Source organism: Janthinobacterium sp. OK676, assembly GCF_900103595.1.
Lineage (GTDB): Bacteria > Pseudomonadota > Gammaproteobacteria > Burkholderiales > Burkholderiaceae_D > Janthinobacterium.
This window is the reverse complement of record NZ_FNHA01000011.1, coordinates 265665-283631: the sequence shown is the minus strand read 5'-3', so window position 1 is coordinate 283631 and position 17967 is coordinate 265665. Positions and strand designations below refer to the sequence as shown.

The 17967-nt window shown below is 64.6% G+C and carries 16 protein-coding genes; 3 read left to right on the top strand and 13 right to left on the bottom strand.

What is annotated here, in order from left to right:
• Window positions 1-102 precede the first annotated feature (102 nt).
• The 4 genes from BLU39_RS28355 to BLU39_RS21400 all read right to left on the bottom strand — a co-directional run bounded on the left by BLU39_RS28355 (window position 103) and on the right by BLU39_RS21400 (window position 2336).
• Window positions 103-705, bottom strand: a complete 603-nt coding sequence (locus tag BLU39_RS28355; RefSeq protein ID WP_139178428.1) for a hypothetical protein — start codon at window positions 703-705, stop codon at window positions 103-105.
• 164 nt (window positions 706-869) lie between these two features.
• Entirely contained in the window at window positions 870-1424 is a 555-nt protein-coding gene (locus BLU39_RS21410; protein ID WP_092716640.1) for a hypothetical protein, read from the bottom strand.
• Between the two features lie 220 nt (window positions 1425-1644).
• Entirely contained in the window at window positions 1645-2106 is a 462-nt protein-coding gene (locus BLU39_RS21405; protein WP_092716638.1) for a MepB family protein, read from the bottom strand.
• Window positions 2103-2336: a hypothetical protein gene (locus BLU39_RS21400; RefSeq protein WP_092716636.1), complete on the bottom strand. Its 234-nt coding sequence runs from the start codon at window positions 2334-2336 to the stop codon at window positions 2103-2105. Before BLU39_RS21400 ends, BLU39_RS21405 begins: the two co-directional genes overlap by 4 nt.
• 96 nt (window positions 2337-2432) lie before the next feature.
• Between BLU39_RS21400 and BLU39_RS21395 the strand changes: the two genes are divergently transcribed.
• Entirely contained in the window at window positions 2433-2795 is a 363-nt protein-coding gene (locus BLU39_RS21395; protein WP_092716634.1) for a TfoX/Sxy family protein, read from the top strand.
• Here BLU39_RS21395 and BLU39_RS21390 read toward each other — a convergent pair.
• The 7 genes from BLU39_RS21390 to BLU39_RS21360 form a co-directional block, all read right to left on the bottom strand.
• Window positions 2784-3788, bottom strand: a complete 1005-nt coding sequence (locus BLU39_RS21390) for a 2-hydroxyacid dehydrogenase (RefSeq protein ID WP_092716631.1) — start codon at window positions 3786-3788, stop codon at window positions 2784-2786. The two genes, BLU39_RS21395 and BLU39_RS21390, sit on opposite strands and share 12 nt — an antisense overlap.
• Window positions 3789-3875: 87 nt before the next feature.
• Window positions 3876-5069 (bottom strand): hypothetical protein, encoded by a 1194-nt coding sequence (locus tag BLU39_RS21385; RefSeq protein ID WP_092716687.1) that lies wholly within the window; start codon window positions 5067-5069, stop codon window positions 3876-3878.
• 46 nt (window positions 5070-5115) lie between these two features.
• Window positions 5116-6306, bottom strand: a complete 1191-nt coding sequence (locus BLU39_RS21380) for a hypothetical protein (protein ID WP_092716629.1) — start codon at window positions 6304-6306, stop codon at window positions 5116-5118.
• A 2-nt stretch (window positions 6307-6308) separates the two neighbouring features.
• On the bottom strand, window positions 6309-7871 hold the full coding sequence (locus BLU39_RS21375; RefSeq protein ID WP_092716627.1) for an MBOAT family O-acyltransferase: 1563 nt from the start codon (window positions 7869-7871) through the stop codon (window positions 6309-6311).
• Complete coding sequence (locus BLU39_RS21370) at window positions 7861-8934, bottom strand: glycosyltransferase family 4 protein (protein ID WP_175539381.1); 1074 nt, start codon at window positions 8932-8934, stop codon at window positions 7861-7863. Before BLU39_RS21370 ends, BLU39_RS21375 begins: the two co-directional genes overlap by 11 nt.
• A gap of 8 nt (window positions 8935-8942) precedes the next feature.
• Complete coding sequence (locus BLU39_RS21365; protein ID WP_092716625.1) at window positions 8943-10412, bottom strand: oligosaccharide flippase family protein; 1470 nt, start codon at window positions 10410-10412, stop codon at window positions 8943-8945.
• Window positions 10413-10427: 15 nt separating this feature from the next.
• Complete coding sequence (locus BLU39_RS21360; protein ID WP_254789028.1) at window positions 10428-12512, bottom strand: glycosyltransferase; 2085 nt, start codon at window positions 12510-12512, stop codon at window positions 10428-10430.
• Window positions 12513-12659: 147 nt separating this feature from the next.
• Between BLU39_RS21360 and BLU39_RS21355 the strand changes: the two genes are divergently transcribed.
• Window positions 12660-13946 carry a putative O-glycosylation ligase, exosortase A system-associated gene (locus BLU39_RS21355; RefSeq protein ID WP_092716621.1) on the top strand — a complete coding sequence of 429 codons (1287 nt, stop codon included), beginning with the start codon at window positions 12660-12662 and terminating at the stop codon, window positions 13944-13946.
• On the top strand, window positions 13943-14878 hold the full coding sequence (locus BLU39_RS21350; protein ID WP_092716619.1) for a polysaccharide deacetylase family protein: 936 nt from the start codon (window positions 13943-13945) through the stop codon (window positions 14876-14878). Before BLU39_RS21355 ends, BLU39_RS21350 begins: the two co-directional genes overlap by 4 nt.
• On the opposite strand, the gene BLU39_RS21345 is transcribed toward BLU39_RS21350, so the two are convergent.
• On the bottom strand, window positions 14787-16724 hold the full coding sequence (locus BLU39_RS21345) for an asparagine synthetase B family protein (protein WP_092716617.1): 1938 nt from the start codon (window positions 16722-16724) through the stop codon (window positions 14787-14789). The genes BLU39_RS21350 and BLU39_RS21345 overlap by 92 nt on opposite strands.
• Window positions 16721-17953, bottom strand: a complete 1233-nt coding sequence (locus BLU39_RS21340) for a pyridoxal-dependent decarboxylase, exosortase A system-associated (RefSeq protein ID WP_092716683.1) — start codon at window positions 17951-17953, stop codon at window positions 16721-16723. Before BLU39_RS21340 ends, BLU39_RS21345 begins: the two co-directional genes overlap by 4 nt.
• Window positions 17954-17967: the final 14 nt, after the last annotated feature.

Below are 17967 nucleotides of genomic sequence, written 5' to 3'. Positions count from 1 at the left end.
GTCCCATCATCGCAGCCTCCGTCTTTTCTTTGCTTAGACAGCGGCAAATCGTGAAGATCGCGTGCTCAACTGGAGTTTTTCAACGCAATAGGCCGAAAGCTGTCAAAATTTCTCGGATGTATGGGACTGCATCACTTGTTCAATTTTTATCTTTTCCGTTTCCAGGTCGATTTTGAACGGTGTGTTGTTCGAGCTGCATACGGCTAGAACGCGCCCATTTTGCTCAATTAACCTAACTCCCGCCAGCACTTTTACCACATTGGCATGCGATTTCGGGGCGGCTCCGAGCACGTCCGCAAACTGGACAGAGTGCGGTCCAGAACCCATGAAAGTCGAAGTGTCCAACGCAGACTCCAGCCACTCCTCACGCCATAACAATTCGCTGGACATTACGGTAAAGGGTGTTTCAAACTCGCTCCATGAGAAGGAGTGGTTCCGAGCTAACGTATAGAGGCAAATTGGGAATACCTCAAACCATTTACCTACCGTGACTTCTTCAACAGCGAAACTTATAACCTCATTGTTGTCGAGCCGAAGTGCTGCGAAACTGTACTCTGAATGGAACGCCCGAATCGTACAGCCCTCAAGGTTGGGCGAACCGTCATAACAGCTCACAATTTTTGAATGAACCATTCTATTGCATTTCTCCATATTGATAGGTACGCCGCGCGGCATGAGCGTCCGGAAATGGCCGGTTGCCATCATTGGCAGGTTTCCCTCCAAAGCCAATGAACAGTTAATCCGTTCTGTCGTCGCAAAGCTGGCATTCGCTGCTCGAGGCGCTCTCCCCGATCATCGACATTTACGGGAAAAACACTCGACAAAAGAAACGGGCTTGTGGTTCGCCAAGACGTTCGGTTGACGGCGGGTCAGCCGATACGCACTTGCGATGCGCCGGCATCCAATATGCGGAACAAGAAATCTTCCACTGCGCTCACCGGCGACGAGCCAAGATCAAGCGTCACTCTCCAACCCTCTTTTGTCGGTTCCAGCTCAGACATGAAATGTACGACGCCGAAAAGGCCTTCTTCGTTAGCTACATTTTCGTCGTCGGTATCAAACCACTTCAGGAACCACGCCTGAAAGACGTTTGAAACGGCCTCTTGGCTCAGGCCAAGCACTTCGAGTGGCGTCCAGTCCCAAACGAATGGTGAAAGAACCACTTCACCGGCACCCGACGCAAAAGTGACTGCCGCAAAGGTCAACTGGGTCTCGGAGTCGACTTGAATCGCTTGGCCCGCATTGATTCCCTCCATCGGGATGACGTCGGCTCTGCAAGGAAGGCCGAGCAAGCCGTCGACGGCCAGCGAGCCATCACTTTGCCTGTATGCCGGCTCCACATGCGATACAACCTGAGTGGCGACCCGTGCAAGGGTGTCGATGTATGGCCGGCGAACGGCGGCGAGAAATTCGGAAAGCGTCATGGTGGGACTGTAAGTTCAGACAAAATATTCAGGACCGTTCGGGCAGCTGCATAGCTGCCGATCCAGCACACGGGTACGCTTGATCGTCCGGTCGCGGCCGATCGCGGACGGTCAGAATAGCTCAGTGTACGAGGTTGTTGCTTTCAGAGCAAGTAAGGGGTCTTGTACAGCATTTTGACACGCATTAATGCACAGACAAATGCCAGGGAGAAAAGAGTAATTACTCTCTGAACATCTGTTCCAACCTTCGCTGATCCCCCGGCGCCACAAAACAGGCACTCTGCCACCGCTGCGTGCGCTGTGCCTGGACAGATTCAGGCGCACACCACGGCGGATACACGCGCAGCGCGCGCTTGCCTCCGGCTCCGGCGCGCGACATCACACCTCGCTCCAGCAGTACCTTGCGCGGAAAAATGAAGAAACCGTGCCGCGCGCCATCGCTGACGGCGATGATGACGACGTCGACGGGATCGGCTTCATCGAGCGGGGCGATCTCGGCGTCGGGATGGGGGCGCTTCCAGATGGTGACGAACTGGCCGGTTTTCGTCGGCGTGGTTTTCGCCACGCGCAAGACCAGGCGCTTGCCGTGCAGTTCGGCGCGGCAAGCGCCGTAGTCCGCGCTTTCCGCTTCCGGCACGGGCGCTTGCGGCAAGCCCAGGAAGGCCCAGGGACCGCCCTTCATTGCGCGCTGAACTCGGCTGCGGCCTTGGCCGCCCACAGCGCTTCGGCGTGGCTGGCAAACGGGGTGTCGTAGCCGTCGACCTTGCCGTCTTCGTCGACAAAATACAACCACCAGCCGTCGCCCTGTTCGCGGATGGCCGTGTGGCCCGGCGCGCAGTGGATTTCGACAGATTGGTCAGCCGTCAGGGTGGTGATGGTGATGCCGCGGTGAATGATATGCTCGGGTGTCATGGAATGAAGTCATGCGAAAAAATCAATGGCCGTAGTGTAGCCGCGCCCGCCCATCCTGGCCAGTGCGCTACACTATTCCTTCACACGGAGGGCGACATGGCATCACAGCAAGGCACGGTGGATTTTTTGCTCGACCAGATGGCGGGCGCGGGCAGCATCAGCGCGAAAAAAATGTTCGGGGAATATGGCTTGTATTGCGACGGCAAGATGTTCGCCATCATCGCCGACGACCAGCTCTTCATCAAGCCGACGGACGCGGGCCGCGCCTGGATCAGCGCGCAAGGCACGCTGCAGGAAGCGCCGCCCTATCCGCAAGCCAAGCCGTACTTCCTCATCGATGGCGGGCTGTGGGACGAGCGCGACTGGCTGGGCCAGCTGGCGCGGCGCACGGCGGACGCCTTGCCGCTGCCGAAACCCAAGCCGCCGCCCAAGCCCAAAAAACCGGCATCAGCCAGCTAGTACGCTGTTCTCGCATTGCTTGCCTTGGCGGAAGCATTGCAGGTTGTGATACGTGATGGCGGCGATCTCGCGCAGCGCTTCGCTGGTGAAAAATCCCTGGTGGCCCGTCACGAGCACGTTGGGGAACGTCATCAGGCGCTGGAAGATGTCGTCGTCGATGATGTCCGACGAGCGGTCCTGGAAGAACAGATTGCTTTCCTGTTCATACACGTCGATGGCCAGGGAACCCAGCTGGCGCGATTTCAATGCCTCGATGACGGCGCCCGTGTCGATCAGGCCGCCGCGCGAGGTGTTCACCAGCATGGCGCCCTTCTTCATCAGCGGCAAGGTTTCTTCGCTGATCATGTGGCGCGTACTTTCCATCAAAGGGCAATGCAGCGAAACGATGTCGGATTCGGCCAGCAGCTGCGGCAGTTCCACCATCGTGCCCAGCTGCGCGAACGCGGGCGCCGGATACGGGTCGTGGCCCAGCACCGTGCAGCCGAAACCCTTGAAAATGCGCGCCGTGGCCAGGCCGATCTTGCCCGTGCCGACGATACCCACCGTCTTGCCGTGCAAAGTGGCGCCCAGCAAGCCATCGAGCGAGAAATTGCCTTCGCGCACGCGGGCGTAGGCGCGGTGCGTGTGGCGGTTCAGGGTTTGCACGAGGGCCAGCGTGTATTCGGCCACGGCTTCCGGCGAGTACGCGGGCACGCGGGCCACGAACAGGCCCAGGCGCCTGGCCGCTTCCAGGTCGAGGTTGTTGTAGCCGGCGCAGCGCAGCACAATGGCGCGCACGCCGTAGCCGTGCAGGGCTTGCAACACGGGCGCGTCGAGCACGTCGTTGACGAAAACGCAGACGGCGTCCGCGCCTTGCGCCAGGACCACGGTTTCCTGGCTCAGCAAGGCGCTGTGGTAGACCAGTTCAATGCCGGCGGCGTCGGGTTGGGACGGCAAGGCTTCATCGAAGAAGCGGCGGTCGTAGGGCTGGCTGGCAAAGAAGGCGATTTTCATGGGGCGTCCTGGAACTTGCTGGATGGCAAAACACCATCATAGCGCAAGCGCCCTGCCCCACGGCGTACGCCTGGCTTGCCTGGCCGCCTATTTGGGTTCGCGGGGCAAGGTCAGCACGTGGCGCAGATACGCCGTTTCCTCCGCGTGCTGCGCGTGGTAGCGCTCGCGCGCGGCGCGCATGGCCGCCTGGTGGGCCGCGATGCTGGTTTCAGTCAGCTCGGCGCCGAAGTCCGCCGGCGGCTGCTCTGGGCCGCCGAACAGGCGCGCCAGGATGAAGCGGCCCACATTGTCGCGGTAGTGCGATGCTTCCCAGTAATAGCGCATCGCGCGTTTCCCCGTCACTTGCGGGATAGGCTCGCTGGTGATGCTGTTAAAGCCGGAAAAATCAAGCAGGCGCACGTCGCAGCCCTGGCTGCGGTAGCGCCCGGTCATCCGCGCCAGGTCGCGTTGCCAGGATTCCATGGCGTCCCACTTGCCGCGCCAGTACAGGGCGTCGAGCGTGAGCGCGTGCGTGGGATTGATGTACAGGCGCAAGCGCGTGCCGCCCCGGCAGATTTTTCCAACACTGGTATCGAAAGCCTGCAGCGCGGACGCCGTCGGGCCCAGGCCGTCACCGAACTCCTGCAGGCGCGGCGTGAACGCCCGCGCCGTGCCGGTCCAAGTACGGTTGCGGCTGGTGAGGCAGGTCTCGTCGCGCTGGCCGTACAGGGCCAGGCTGGACAAACAGACGCCGTTATAGGTACCGTTGAGGATGCGCCAGCTGTCCTGTGTCATGTCGACAGTCAGGCCACGCTTGATGTTGAGCAAGGCGCGCCGCGCGAAAAACGCGGGGCCGGGATCCGTCAAGCCCGGCTCCACGCCGGCCGAGCCCAGTTCCAGCGAGAACGAGGGCGCGTCGATGCCCCACACCATGGTGTCGACATGGCTGACCCTGGCCGCGTGTTCGGCCAGGCGGATGGCCTCGCCGATCGAGGCGCCCGAGACGGCGCTGTTGAACACGCTCTTGCCATCAAACAAAGTACGCATGCTGCTCACCGGCAAGCCCATTTCCGTGCGCGAATTGCCTATGTAGACGATGGCAGGCCGGTAGCGCGCCACCGCATACGTCTTGCTCCATACGCTGAGTTTTTCGGTCGTCGGCCGCAAGCGCTGCAGCAGCGGGCTGTCCCACTGGTGCAGCAAGTAGGGATCGACGTGGTAATTGACGACGGAAACGAGGGCCAGCGCGGCCAGCGCGCAGGCAAGGAAGATGGCGAGGTAGCGGCGGGCGTTGGTATCCATGGTCGGCATTGGAAGTAGAAAAATGGCGTATGTGTGGGACTTTGCATCAACGCCGGATCAGCGGCCCGTCCAGCACCCGCTCCGTATAGGCCGTTTCGCGCGCATGCTCCACGCGATAGCGGTCGCGCGCGGCCCGCGTGGCCGCATGGTGGGCGTCGATGTTGGCTTGCGTCAGCTCCACGCCGAAATCGGCCGGCGGCGGCGTGTCGCCGCCAAACAGGCGCGCCAGGATCAAACGACCCACGTTGTCCCGGTAATGCGACACTTCCCAGTAATAATGCATGTCGGGCTTGCCGCTGACGAGCGGCGTCGCTTCCGTCGTGATGCTGTTAAAGCCGGAAAAATCGTACAGGCGCACGTCGCAGCCCTGCTGACGGTGGCGCTCGGCTATCCGTACCAGGCCGCGCTGCCAGCCTTGCATGGCATCCCACTTGCCGCGCCAGTGCAGCGCGTACAAGGTCAGCGCGTGCGTGGGATTGATGTACATGCGCAGGCGCAGGCCGCTCCGGCACAGCTTGCCTATGCTGGCGTCAAGCGCCGGTGTCGATGGCGGCGTCGGCCCCATGCCATCGCCAAATTCCTGCAGCCGCACGGGAATGGCGTCCGCCGTCCCCAGCCAGTGCCGTATGCCCTTGATCGTGCACGTCTCGTCGCGCTGGCCATACAAGGCCAGGTTGGAGCGGCAGGTATCGCCGGCATTGCCGGTCAGGATGCGCACGCTGTCCTCCGTCATGTCCAGGGTCAGGCCGCGCTTCAGGTTGACGAGGGCACGCCGGGCGAAAAAGCCGTGTCCGCCGCCCGTCAGACTGTCTTCCACCCTCGCCGCGCCCATGTCCAGGGAAAACGTGGGCGCGTCGATGCCCCACACCATGGTCTCGACGCGGCTGACCCTGGCCGCATGCTCGGCCAGGCGGATGGCGTCGCCGATCGAGGCGCCGGACACGGCGCTGTTGAAGACGCTCTTGCCGCCGAACATGGCGCGCACGCCCGTCGGCAGGCCAAGTTCCGTGCGCGAATTGCCGATGTAGATGACGGCGGGCCGGTAGCGCGCCACGGCATAGGTCTTGGCCCAGGCGCCGAGCTTTTCATTGAGCTGGCGCGGGCGCTGCAACAAGGGGCTGTCCCACTGGTGCAGCAGGTAGGGATCGACGTGGTAGTTCAGGAACGAGATGCCGCCCAGCACGAGGAACACGCAGGCGAGAAAGCAGGCAAGATAACGGCGGCCGGACGTGTCCATGGTCAGAACTGGAAATAGAGAAACTCGGTGACCCGGTTCATGCCGAAAACGCAGGCGACGAACAGCGCGGCCAGACCCACGCTCCAGCGCGAGGTGGGCCGCCAGCTGAAAACCCAGCGCCCCGCGGGCTGAAAGATTCTTTCAATGGCGGGCTCGTAGAGAAAGAATATTTCTTGCGTATTGGGCGCCTTGAAGGCCAGCAACATCGCCACCAGCAGCACGGGCAGGCCGGGACCGGCCAGTTCGATCCAGCGGATGCCGCCGAAGGCGGGATGCAAGCCCCACTGCGCCAGGCTGGTTGCATGGCTGGCCAGGCCGCGCGGCAGGCTTACGCCGTTCGCCCCCACCAGCGCGCCCGTGATGTCCCAGGCCGTGGCCACGTCGGGCGCGCGGAAGAAGATCCAGGCCAGCATGACGGCAAGAAAAGTCAGCAAGGCGGGCCACCAGCGTGACCGGGCCGCGCCAAACACCCGCTGCCACGCCTGCTGCAGCACCAGGTACAGGCCGTGCAAGCCGCCCCAGATGACGAAGGTCCAGCCGGCCCCATGCCACAGGCCGCCCAGCAGCATGGTCAGCATCAGGTTGCGGTAGCGCATGGCTTCGCCGCGCCGGCTGCCGCCCAGCGGGATATATAAATAGTCGCGCAGGAAACGCGACAAGGTCATGTGCCAGCGGCGCCAGAAGTCGGCGATGTTGGCTGCCTTGTACGGCGAATTGAAGTTCAACGGCAATTTCACGCCGAACAGGTGCGACAGGCCGATGGCCATGTCGGAATAACCGGAAAAGTCGAAATACAGCTGGAAGGTGTAGGCCAGCACGCCGATCCACGCTTCGATCAGGGTCGGCTCGGCCCCGGCCGCGAAGACGGGAATGGCCAGCGGCGACAGGTTGTCGGCGATCAGCACCTTTTTTGCCAGGCCTATCGTGAAAATCGACAGGCCGATGGCGAAATTGGCGGCGCGCGGATGGGCATTGGCGGGGTCGGCGAACTGCGGCATCATGTCGCGGTGGTGCAGCACGGGGCCCGCGATCAGATGCGGGAAATAGCTGACGAACAGCACGTAATGGATGAAGCGGTATTCGCGCACCTCGCCCCGGTAGCAATCGACGAGAAAGGCGATCTGCGTGAAAGTAAAAAACGAGATACCGATCGGCAGGATGATGTCGAGGCCATGCCATGGCAGGCTGGCAGCGCCAGCACCAGCGGTCACGGCGATGGCATTGACGCTGTCGATGAAGAAATTCGCATATTTGTAGTAGGCGAGCAAGCCCAGGTTCAGCGCCAGCGCCGCGACCAGCACTCGCTTGCGGGCCGTGCCCGCACTGGCACCGATCAGCCTCCCGGCGCCGTAGTTGACGCAGATCGACGCCAGCAACAACGGCAGATAGCGCACGTCCCACCAGGCATAGAAAAACAGCGACGCGCCCGCCAGCCAGGCGGCCGGGGCCAGGCGACGCCAATTGGCGGACGTGCCGGCGGTGGGCGCGAGGCGGTCCAGCAGAAAGTATCCCGCCAGCACGATGGGCAGATAGGCGAACAGAAAGGCGAAGGAATTAAACAGCATGTTGCCTCCTGGCAGGCAGCGATTGCGCCTGGTAGTAACAATCGGCGATCTGGGCCGCCACCCGTTCCCACGTAAAGCGTTCCACGAGGGCTTGTACGCTGGAACGTTCGGGCGGCAGCGCCAGCAAGTCGAGGATGGCCTGGCGCTGCGCGGTGCCATCGTCCCAGCGCACCTTGCGCAGCGCAAACGCGGAGTCGGGCAAGTCCAGCGCGCTTTGCGCCGTCATGACGACGGGCGTGCCGGCCGCCAGCGCTTCCAGCACGCTCAGGGGAAACACCTCGCCCTGGCTGGGCAAGGCAGCCACAGCCGCCGCATGGTAGGCGCTGGCCAGCAGCGGATCGGCATGGTCGAGCGCGCCCAGCCAGCTGACGTGCGGCAAGTCCAGCAATTGCTGCAGATACGCCTGCTGTTCGCGCGGCGCGGCGCCGATCAGCACCAGGGGCAAGCCGGCGCCTGCCAGCGCCTGGGCCAGTCCCAGCTGGTTTTTATATGGCGAAATACTGCCCACCATCAGCACGAAGGGCCCGGCGATCCCCGTTTCGCGCAGGAACAGGTCGCCATTGGCGGTGAAGAAGTGGGGGTTGATCCCATTGGGCAAGACACGGATGGCGTCGGCCGGCATGCCAAAGCCTTGCACGATGGCATCGCGCTCGGCCTCGCCCAGGGCGATCACCACGCCGGCCAGCTGCAAGGCGCGCCGCGTTTGCGCATAGCTCGTTTGCACCATCCATTCCGTCAGGCGCCCCGCCAGCCGGTCGGCCAGCCGCGCGCGCCAGGCGCTGGTCCGGTTCCAGCTGGGCGCCAGCAGCGGCGACAGCACCACGGGCACGCCTTGCTCGCAGGCCATTTCCATGATGCGGTAGGTGCCATTGCTGGCCGAAAACACGTGCAAGACGTCGAAATCGGCCAGCCGCTGATGGTTGGCGTCGACCAGTTGCACGTCCAGCGGACGCGCCAGTAGCGGAGGCAGCCGGTTCAGCGCGGCGATGGTTTCGCGCACCTGGATCTGCAGGCCGCCGTCGCGCTGGAACAGCATGGGGTAGGACAAGATACCGACACGCATGGTGATCCTTATTTGACTGCCAGCCAACGGCCTGTCAGCTTGCGTTGCAACAACAGAAATTCGCCGGCGAGCTCATGCTTCAACAGGAACAGGCCGGAGATCCAGCACAGCAAGGTGGCCAGGGCCGTGCCCGTCAGCGCCAGCAGCGCCGGCGTATCAGCCGGCAGCCACAGCAGCGAAGCCAGGGGCGCGACACTGCTGCAGCCGCAAAGTAGCAGGCTCTTACGCAATGCCCGCGCCAGGATGCGCCAGTCCAGTGCACTCAGGCGCCGCAGGCAGTCGTAGTTCAGCCAGCTGCGCAACACATTGCTGAGTACCACGGCCCAGGCTACGGCCACCAGGCCGAACGGCGCCGCGGCCAGCAGCAGCGCCACTTTGAGGGCGCCAGCGCAGGCATCGAGCCGCACCTGCGCATGCAGCTGGCCCGTCGCCACGAACAGGTAGCGGGCCATGCTGAACATGCTATACACGGCCGAGGACAGGCACATGATGCGTATCAAGGGCACACATCCGATCCATTGCGCGCCGTACAACACCTTGACCAGGGGCAAAGCCATGCAAGCGAGAAAGAGAAAAAACGGCCAGGACAGCGCCGTCATGTAGCTGATCGTGCGCAAATACACGGTTTCCGCCCCGCCCTGCCCTCCTTGTCCTCCCCCTTCGCGCGCGCGGGCCGCGAACAGGGGAAACACGACGGGAGAAATCGCGCTGGTGATTGCCTGGTTGAAGATATTGAGCACGCTTTGCGCCTTGCCGAACAGGGCCAGGCTTTCAATGCCGATCAGCTTGCCGATGATGAGGTCCGGCGCCGCCACGCCCGCCTCGTCGACGAGACCGCCTCCCGTCGCATACGCGCCAAAGCGCGCGATATCGCCCATGCCGCGCCGTCCCGGCAGCCACGGCAGTTCCTTCGGCCGCACCAGCAGGCTCACCAGCAGCGACGCGCAGGAACCGGCCAGCGCCGCCCATACCATGCTCATATAACTGTAGCCATGCAGCGCCAGCAGCACGGCCACCAGCAGGTTCACGACACTATTGGCCGCGTTGATGGCGTAGATGGCGCGAAAGCGCAGTTGCCGGCGCAACATCGGTAACGTTAATGCGCTGAACGGGATCAGCAGAAAATTGATGGACAGCAAGCGCAGCACAAGGGTCAGCCGGGGTTCGTCATAGAAATGCGCGAGCGGCGCGCTGGCCAGCAGCACCAAAGCGGCCAGCAGCCAGGCGACGAGCAGGCTGGTGGCCAGCGCGGCGCGCAATTTCACGGTATCAAGCTGTTTTTCCTGGATCAGGTATTGCCCCACGCCAAAATCGCGCACCACTTGCGCCAGCGCCACCAGCACGGCGCCCAGCGAATACACGCCCACCTCGGCCGGCGTCAGCAAACGCGACAGCACCATGGTGGCGACGATGCCCAGCAGCAGTACCGTGTATTTTTCGGCGAACGAAAAGAAAAAAGAATGGCGCGTGGCGTTCATGCGGGCCGCCCGCGCCTACACGAGGCCGGCGTAAAAGGCGCGCAACTGGCGTTCCAGGCGCGGCATCGAATAGCGCTGCACGGTTTCCTCGCGCGCCAGCCGTCCCATGCGGGCGCGCCGGGGCGCGTCCATCAAAAGTAGCGCCACGGCCGCGCAGGCGGCGTGCTCGTCGTCAAGCGGCAACAGCAGCCCGCCTGCGCTATCGTGCAGGATATCGTGCGTGCCCGGCACGTCCGTTCCCACGGCCGGCACGCCGCAAGCCATGGCCTCGATGGTGGCAATGCCGAAGCCCTCGTTTTTGCTCAGCAGCACATGCAGGTCGAAAGCCGGCATCAGCAGCTCGACGCGCTGCTGGAAGCCGGCAAACACGATTCTGTCCTGCAAGCCCGATTGTTGCGCCTGCAGCCGCAGCATGGCTTCCAGCGGCCCCGTGCCCACGAGCACTAAATATAGATTGGGAAACTGCGCGGCCAGGCGGGCGAACAACGCCAGCAGCGCTTGCGGCCGCTTTTGCGCGGACAACCGGGCCACGCAGCCGAGCACGAGCGCGTCCGGCGGGAGCCCGAGTTGCTTGCGCGCCAACACCCTGCGTTCGGGCGAGACAATGAACGTGTCCGTATCGACGCCATTAGGAATGACGGCCAGCCGCGTTTCCGGGCTCAGCATGCCACGGTACAGCTCGAGGAAATGCCGCATGGCCGAGGGCGACACGGCATACACGCCCTTGACGGTACGAAATGCTTCCTGCAGCCGGGGCCGCTGCCAGTCGCTGAACGCTTCCAGCGGAAACGCATTGTGCACGCTGATCACGGCCGGCAGCCGGCATTGCCGGGCCAGCCACAGGATGGACGCGCCATAACTGGTCCAGCAAAACGCCACGTGGACGAGGTCGGGCCGCAGCCGCCGCAACCGCCACGCGCCCGTGACCCTGGCGCGCAGCCAGTTCCAGCGCCGCCAGGCCCAGTGTTCGAGAAACAAGGGCGGTTCATACACGCGCACTTGCAACTGCCTAGCGCGCAAGTCGTGCGCCCAGGCAGTAAAACCGGGAAAGCGCCGCAGGGCCAGCACGCTGTCGTAGCCGCTCGCGCCCAGCATGCTCGCCTCTTGCGCCATGCGCAGCTCCATGCCGCCCAGTTCGCCCGAATAACTGCTGATGACGATGCGCGGCAAGCGTTTGCGCCGTCCGCGCCACGCTTCATGGAAGAAGCCGCGCAGCCAGGCCCGTTCCCACTGGCGCAAGAACAGGTCGGCGTGGTCGCGCCGCAGCCACGCCCGCACGGCGCCGAGGGACTCGCGCGCGTATCTGCCCAGCATCCAGCGTGGCACACCCAGCAACTCCACGCTCGGTGCAAACGTGGCCAGACGGCATTGGCCCCGGCCGAACAGCATGGCGCGGCGCAATATCCAGGCGCGCTGCACTTGCGGCGCGCGGATGATGTGCGCCACCCTCGCTTGCGGGCAGAACCAGGAAGGATTGCCGGCCGCATGCATCTCCAGGTTGAGGCGGGTTTCGCTGCCCATGGCGTAGTTGGCGCCTTGCGGACCGATGCTTTCGTCATAGCGGGCGCCCGCCTCGAAGATGCGGCGGCGTATCGCCATGTTGGCACCCCAGACCAGGCCCGGATAGATGGGCGCGTCGCGCAAATCGGGGCTGGTGATGCCCCACGTCAGGCCAACGGGGGTCAGGTGCAGCAGCCAGTCTTGCGGCTTTTCCCGCCAGGCGGGCACGATGGCGCCGCCGAACAGGGCGTAGCCGGGGTGTGCGCGCGCGCCGTCCTGCAAGCGGCACAGCCAGTCCGATGCGGGCATGGCGTCGTCGTCGCCAAACACGAACAGTTCGCCGCCATCGCCGCTGGAACGCAAGGCGTATTCGACGGCGCCGTTCAGGGCGGGACTGCGGCCGCGCCGCGCCACGTAGATGGAAGTCAATGGCAAGCGGCAGCGAAAGGCGGCGATCACGTGGGCCGTGTCATCCGTGCTGCCATTGTCGGCGATGATCAGGCGCCAGCCGCCCACGGGCGCTCGCAACCCCATGTACGCGCGCAATACCTGGGGCAAGGTGCCGGCGCCATTGTAGGTCGCCATGAGAACGGTCAACAAGGACATGCCTCCTTGGTCTTACCATGACAAAACTGATTCACAGTTTCAACAACACGACTGCAGTGTTGATCCAGTGTACTGAGCCTGCCCGGCTGCCCGTTGACCAGCATCAAGACCAGGCAGGCAAAACCAGGAGCGTCCCCTTTCATGCGCGACATACTGATTACCGTCATCATCCTTGGCTCCCTGCCCTTCATCCTGAAGGCGCCGGCCTTCGGCGGCCTGATGTGGGTCTGGGTCAGCGTGATGAACCCGCACACGCAAGCGTGGGGCTTTGCCACCCATCTGCCGTTCGCCTTCATCATCGCCATCGCCACCATGGTCAGCCTGCTCATGTCGCGCGAGCCGAAAAGCCTGCCGCTCACGCCCGTCAGCGTACTGCTGCTGCTGTTCGTCCTGTGGATGAACGTCACGGCCCCGTTCGCCCTGCTGCCGGAATCGTCATGGGTGCAGTGGAACAAGGTGATGAAGATCATGCTGATGAGCTTTGTCATCATGATGGTGATACGCACGCGGCGCGACATCGTGCGCCTCGTGTGGGTGCTGGTGGGCTCGATCGGCTATTACGGCGTGAAAGGCGGCGTCTTCACCATCCGCAGCGGCGGCACGGAGCGGGTCTGGGGGCCGGAAGAAACGTTTATCGGGGATAACAATGCGCTGGCCCTGGCCCTGATCATCACCATCCCCCTCATGTATTACTTGCAGCAAAACACGGACAAGCGCTGGGTGCGTCACGGCCTGACGGCGGCCATGCTGCTGTCGGCCCTCGCCGCGCTGGGCTCGTATTCGCGCGGCGGATTGCTGGCCATTGCCGCCATGGGCCTGTTCATGTGGCTGAAAAGCGAGCGCAAGCTGGTGCTGGGCGCGCTGCTCGGCGCCGTCGCGCCCCTGTTGCTCGCTTTCATGCCCGAGCGCTGGGCCGAACGCATGGACACCATCAACACCTATCAGGACGATGTGTCCGCCATGGGCCGCCTGAATGCCTGGCGCATGGCCTGGAATCTGGCGCGCGACCGTTTTCCCGGCGGCGGCTTCGATGTGTCCGACGCCGCCATCTTTGCCCGCTATGCGCCCAACCCCATGGACGTGCACGCGGCGCACAGCATTTATTTCCAGGCGCTGGGCGAACATGGCTTTGTCGGCTTGCTGATTTATCTGGCGCTGGGCATCGCCACCTGGCGCACGGCCGCCGCCATCATCCGCCGCACGCGGGGCAAGCCGGAACTGCGCTGGGCGCATGGCCTGGCCACCATGAGCCAGGCCAGCCTGATCGGCTTTGCCGTGGGTGGCGCCTTCCTCAGCCTGCTGTATTTCGACATGCCGTATTACCTGATGGCGGCCCTGATCGCTACGCGCATCCTCGTCGAGCAACAAGCGCCGGCCCCGACGTCGCGCCCGGCCAGGCCCCGGGCCGCCGTCGTGGAGCTGCCATGACGGCCGCCCTGTCCATCCTGATCTACCACCGCGTGCTGGCGCGGTCCGACCCGCTGTTTCCCGGCGAAGTGGATGCCGTGCTGTTCGAACGCCAGCTGCGTCTGTTGAAACGTTTTTATACGCCGATGCCGCTGGCCGATGCCGTGCAGCGCTTGCAGGACGGCAGCCTGCCGCCGCGCGCCGCCTGCATCACCTTCGACGACGGCTATGCGGACAATGCGCAAGTGGCCCTGCCGCTGCTGCGGCGCCATGGCTTGCACGCCACGTTTTTCATCGCCACGGGCTATCTGGACGGCGGACAGATGTGGAACGACACGGTGATCGAAGCCGTGCGTCAGGCGGCCGGTCCCGTGCTGGATTTGCAGGAAGACGGCCTGGGAACGTTGCCCGTCGCCACCCTGGCGCAGCGGCAAACGGCCATCGCCACCGTGCTGGGCCTGTTGAAATACCTGCCGTCCGCGCGGCGCCAGCAGCTGGCCATGCGCATCCGCCGCCAGGCGGGCGCGACAGCGGGACCGCACGCCATGCTGAGTACGGCACAGCTGCGCCAGCTGCACGCGGCCGGCATGGAGATAGGCGCACACACGGCCAGCCATCCGATTCTGTCCACCTTGCCGGACCACGTCGCGCGGCAAGACATCGCCGATGGCAAGCAGCAGCTGGAAAGCTTGATACAGGCGCCCGTCAGCCTGTTTGCGTATCCGAACGGCAAGGCCGGACGCGACTATGGCGCGCCGCACGTGGCAATGGTCAGGAGCCTCGGTTTCAAGGCGGCCGTCGCCACGGACTGGGGCGTGGCCCGCCCCGGCGCTGAGCTCGACCTGCTGCAGCTGCCCCGCTTTACGCCGTGGGATCGAGGACGGCTGGCGTTTCTGTGGCGCATGCGGCAAAACCGCCGGCAAGCGCACCGAGCGCGCCCGGATGCTGGCTGAACCATTGTTCCAGCATCAGCAGCAGCCACACCATGGTGCCGTGATAGGCAGGGTGTTCCGCCAGCAAGCGCCCTTTCAAATCGTCGATGAAGGCGGGCCGCACGATGCCGCGCCCGCGCAGCTGCGTCAGGTTGTCGAAGGCAAACTCGCGCAGCGGCACGTGGCTGTGCAGCCACAGGCCGAAAGGCAGGCCGAAGCCGTGCTTCTTCTTGCGCACGATGGCCGGCGGCAGGATTTCCGCCAGCGCCCGCTTGAAGAAGGGCCGCAGCCGCATGCCGTCGAGCTTGTCCCGCGGCGCCAGGCGGGCGGCAAACGCCACCATCGCATCGTGCAGGAAGGGAAACGCCGCTTCCACGCCAGCCAGCTCGCACGCCTTGCGCACCTTGAACAGGTCGTTGTCGGCCAGGGTAAAACGCATGTCCAGGGCCAGCAACTCGTTGATCTGGCTCAAGCCCTGGCCTTGGCGCTCCCAATACGCGCCATTCACGCAGCCTGGCGCCATGCCCGGGTCGATGGTGTCGATGAAACCCGTTTCCAGTACCGTGCGGTGGCCATGGCGCAGCAGCAGGTTGTAGCTGTCGAGCCGGGCCGGCAGCGGCAGGCTCGCCTGTTCGATGTAGCGGCGCGCCTTGTCGCCCAGCCGCCACGACTTGCCCGTGCGTGCGCGGAACAGCAGCGGCTCGATGATGCCCTGGCGCAACATGGCGGGCAAACGCTCGTACTGCGACAGCAAGGCCTGGTGCGCATAGCGCTCATTGCCGCCAAACAATTCATCGCCGCCGTCGCCGCCCAAGAGGCGCGTTACGCCATCCTCGCGCGCCATCTGCGCGCAGTAAAACGCGGGTATGGCCGAGGCGTTGCCGAAAGGCTGGTCGAAGATGGCCGCCATGGCGGGAATGGCGGCCAGCACGTCGGCCGGCGTCACATAGCGTTCGTGGTGGATGCTGCCCGCGTGGCTGGCGGCCAGGCGCGCATACGCCATTTCGTCATAGCCGGGCGCGTCGAAACCGATGGAATACGTGCGCGCGGGCCGGCCCGTCACCTGGCCCATGATGGCGGCCACGGTGGAACTGTCCGTGCCGCCGCTGAGAAACGCGCCCGTATCCGCACCATCCGCACCCAGGCTGCTTTCCACGGCCTGGCGCAGCAGGCGCAGGAATTCCCGCTTGTCGCTGGCAAAGCTGGCCCGGGTGCGCGCCGCGCCCGGCTCCTGGAAGGCCAGCTGCCAGTAGCTGCCCTTGCATTGCTTGCCGCTGCGCACATGCAGGTATTCGCCGGGCAGCAAGCGCTGCTGGCCAAGATAAGCGGTGGCCGGGCCAGGCACCATGTGGAAGAACAGGTAGTGATACAGCGCCTGCGGATCGAGCGCGCCCCGCACAGACGGATGGGCCAGCAAGGCATCATGCGAGGAGGCAAAGAACAAGTCCTGCCCATTGCCCGCATAGCTGAGGGGGTGGATTCCGGCACGGTCCACTGCCAGCAAGGCCGAACCGGCAAAGGCGTCGAGGATGGCCACAGCAAATGGCCCGGACAGGCTGGCGCAGGCGGCCACGCCACGGCTCAGCCACAGGGAAGCGAGGCGGCTTGCCACCTCGTCGGCAGAACCGTCAAGCACGGGCCGGCCCCAGATGGCCACCTGCAAGCCATCTCGCTGATATACATGGCGGCTGCCATCGATGGCGGCCACGGCCACGCCACCCACTTCGCTCACGCTGGCGGCCAGCGGTGCGCTATCGAAACGCGACAGGGGCGCGGCCATGCTGGCCAGCGCGGCGCCACTGGCATCGGCAGCGACAGAACCCGCAGCCCCGCCAGGCGCCGCCAGCCAACCGCACAGGCCGCTCATACGAGCACCTCGGCCGGCAGCGGATGGCCAAGAAAGGCCGTCGGGCTGGCCGTCAAACCATACGCGCCCGACTGGAACACGACCACCAGGTCGCCCTCTTCGGCGCGCGCCATCTCCATCTGGTCGGCCAGCAAGTCCAGCGGCGTGCACAACGGCCCCACGACGGACGCCACTTCGCGCGGCCCGCCGTGCAGCCGGTTGCCGATGGCGACCGGATAATTCTTGCGGATCAGCTGGCCAAAATTGCCCGAGGCCGCCAAGTGGTGGTGCAAGCCGCCATCCGTGACGAAAAATACCTGCCCGTGCGACACCTTGCGCTCGATCACCTTGCACACATAAATACCGGCCTCGGCCACCAGATAGCGGCCCAGCTCCAGGTTCAGGCGCACGCCGGGCGCCGCCTGGGCCAGCAGATCGAGCTGCCGCTGCAAGCCTGCGGCGACAGGCGCCAGGTCGAGCGCCTGATCGCCGGGAAAATACGGCACGCCGAAGCCGCCGCCGATATTCAGGGTGCGCAAGGGCGACGGCGCGCTGTCGGCCAGTTGCAGGGCCAGTTGCACGCTGAGGGACTGGGCTTCGGCCAGAGCCCCCGCCGACAGGCTTTGCGAGCCCGCATACAGGTGAAAACCGTAAAAATCCAGCCCCAGCTGGCCGATGCGGCCCAGCAGCGCCGGCACGAGCGCCGCATCGACGCCAAAGGGCTGCGCGCCACCGCCCATGCGCATGCCCGTGCGGCGCAAGGCGAAATCGGGATTCACGCGCACGGCCACCCTGGCCGTCACGCCCAGCCGTTCGCTGGCCAGCGCCACCCTTTCCAGCTGGGCGCCCGACTCCACGTTGATCAATACGCCCGCCGCCACGGCCCGCGCCAGTTCGCCATCGCTCTTGCCCGGCCCTGCAAAACTGATGCGCTCCGGCGCCATCGGCGTATCGAGCGCCGTGGCCAGTTCGCCGCCCGAGGCCACGTCAATGCCATCGACCAGGCCCGCCAGCCACTGCACCACGGCAGGCATCGGGTTGGCTTTCATGGCGTAATGCACATGCACGCCGGCCGGCAAGGCGGCGCGCAGCTCCGCCACGCGGCGCGTGATGTGCGCGCGTTCATAGGCATAGAACGGCGTGCTGCCCACTCGCTGTGCCAGTCGCCGCAGGGGCACGCCACCCACCAGCAGCATGTCGCCGTCCACGGCAAACTGCTGGCCCCAGACCGAGTGCGCGGGCAATTCCATACTGTTCGAGCGGA

Coding starts and splice junctions, on each gene's coding strand:
- BLU39_RS28355 (WP_139178428.1), bottom strand. CDS start 705: ATGATGGCAACCGGCCATTTCCGGACGCTCATGCCGCGCGGCGTACCT.
- BLU39_RS21350 (WP_092716619.1), top strand. CDS start 13,943: ATGACGGCCGCCCTGTCCATCCTGATCTACCACCGCGTGCTGGCGCGG.
- BLU39_RS21390 (WP_092716631.1), bottom strand. CDS start 3,788: ATGAAAATCGCCTTCTTTGCCAGCCAGCCCTACGACCGCCGCTTCTTC.
- BLU39_RS21340 (WP_092716683.1), bottom strand. CDS start 17,953: ATGGAATTGCCCGCGCACTCGGTCTGGGGCCAGCAGTTTGCCGTGGAC.
- BLU39_RS21380 (WP_092716629.1), bottom strand. CDS start 6,306: ATGGACACGTCCGGCCGCCGTTATCTTGCCTGCTTTCTCGCCTGCGTG.
- BLU39_RS21400 (WP_092716636.1), bottom strand. CDS start 2,336: ATGACACCCGAGCATATCATTCACCGCGGCATCACCATCACCACCCTG.
- BLU39_RS21345 (WP_092716617.1), bottom strand. CDS start 16,724: ATGAGCGGCCTGTGCGGTTGGCTGGCGGCGCCTGGCGGGGCTGCGGGT.
- BLU39_RS21365 (WP_092716625.1), bottom strand. CDS start 10,412: ATGAACGCCACGCGCCATTCTTTTTTCTTTTCGTTCGCCGAAAAATAC.
- BLU39_RS21405 (WP_092716638.1), bottom strand. CDS start 2,106: ATGAAGGGCGGTCCCTGGGCCTTCCTGGGCTTGCCGCAAGCGCCCGTG.
- BLU39_RS21375 (WP_092716627.1), bottom strand. CDS start 7,871: ATGCTGTTTAATTCCTTCGCCTTTCTGTTCGCCTATCTGCCCATCGTG.
- BLU39_RS21410 (WP_092716640.1), bottom strand. CDS start 1,424: ATGACGCTTTCCGAATTTCTCGCCGCCGTTCGCCGGCCATACATCGAC.
- BLU39_RS21355 (WP_092716621.1), top strand. CDS start 12,660: ATGCGCGACATACTGATTACCGTCATCATCCTTGGCTCCCTGCCCTTC.
- BLU39_RS21385 (WP_092716687.1), bottom strand. CDS start 5,069: ATGGATACCAACGCCCGCCGCTACCTCGCCATCTTCCTTGCCTGCGCG.
- BLU39_RS21395 (WP_092716634.1), top strand. CDS start 2,433: ATGGCATCACAGCAAGGCACGGTGGATTTTTTGCTCGACCAGATGGCG.
- BLU39_RS21370 (WP_175539381.1), bottom strand. CDS start 8,934: ATGCGTGTCGGTATCTTGTCCTACCCCATGCTGTTCCAGCGCGACGGC.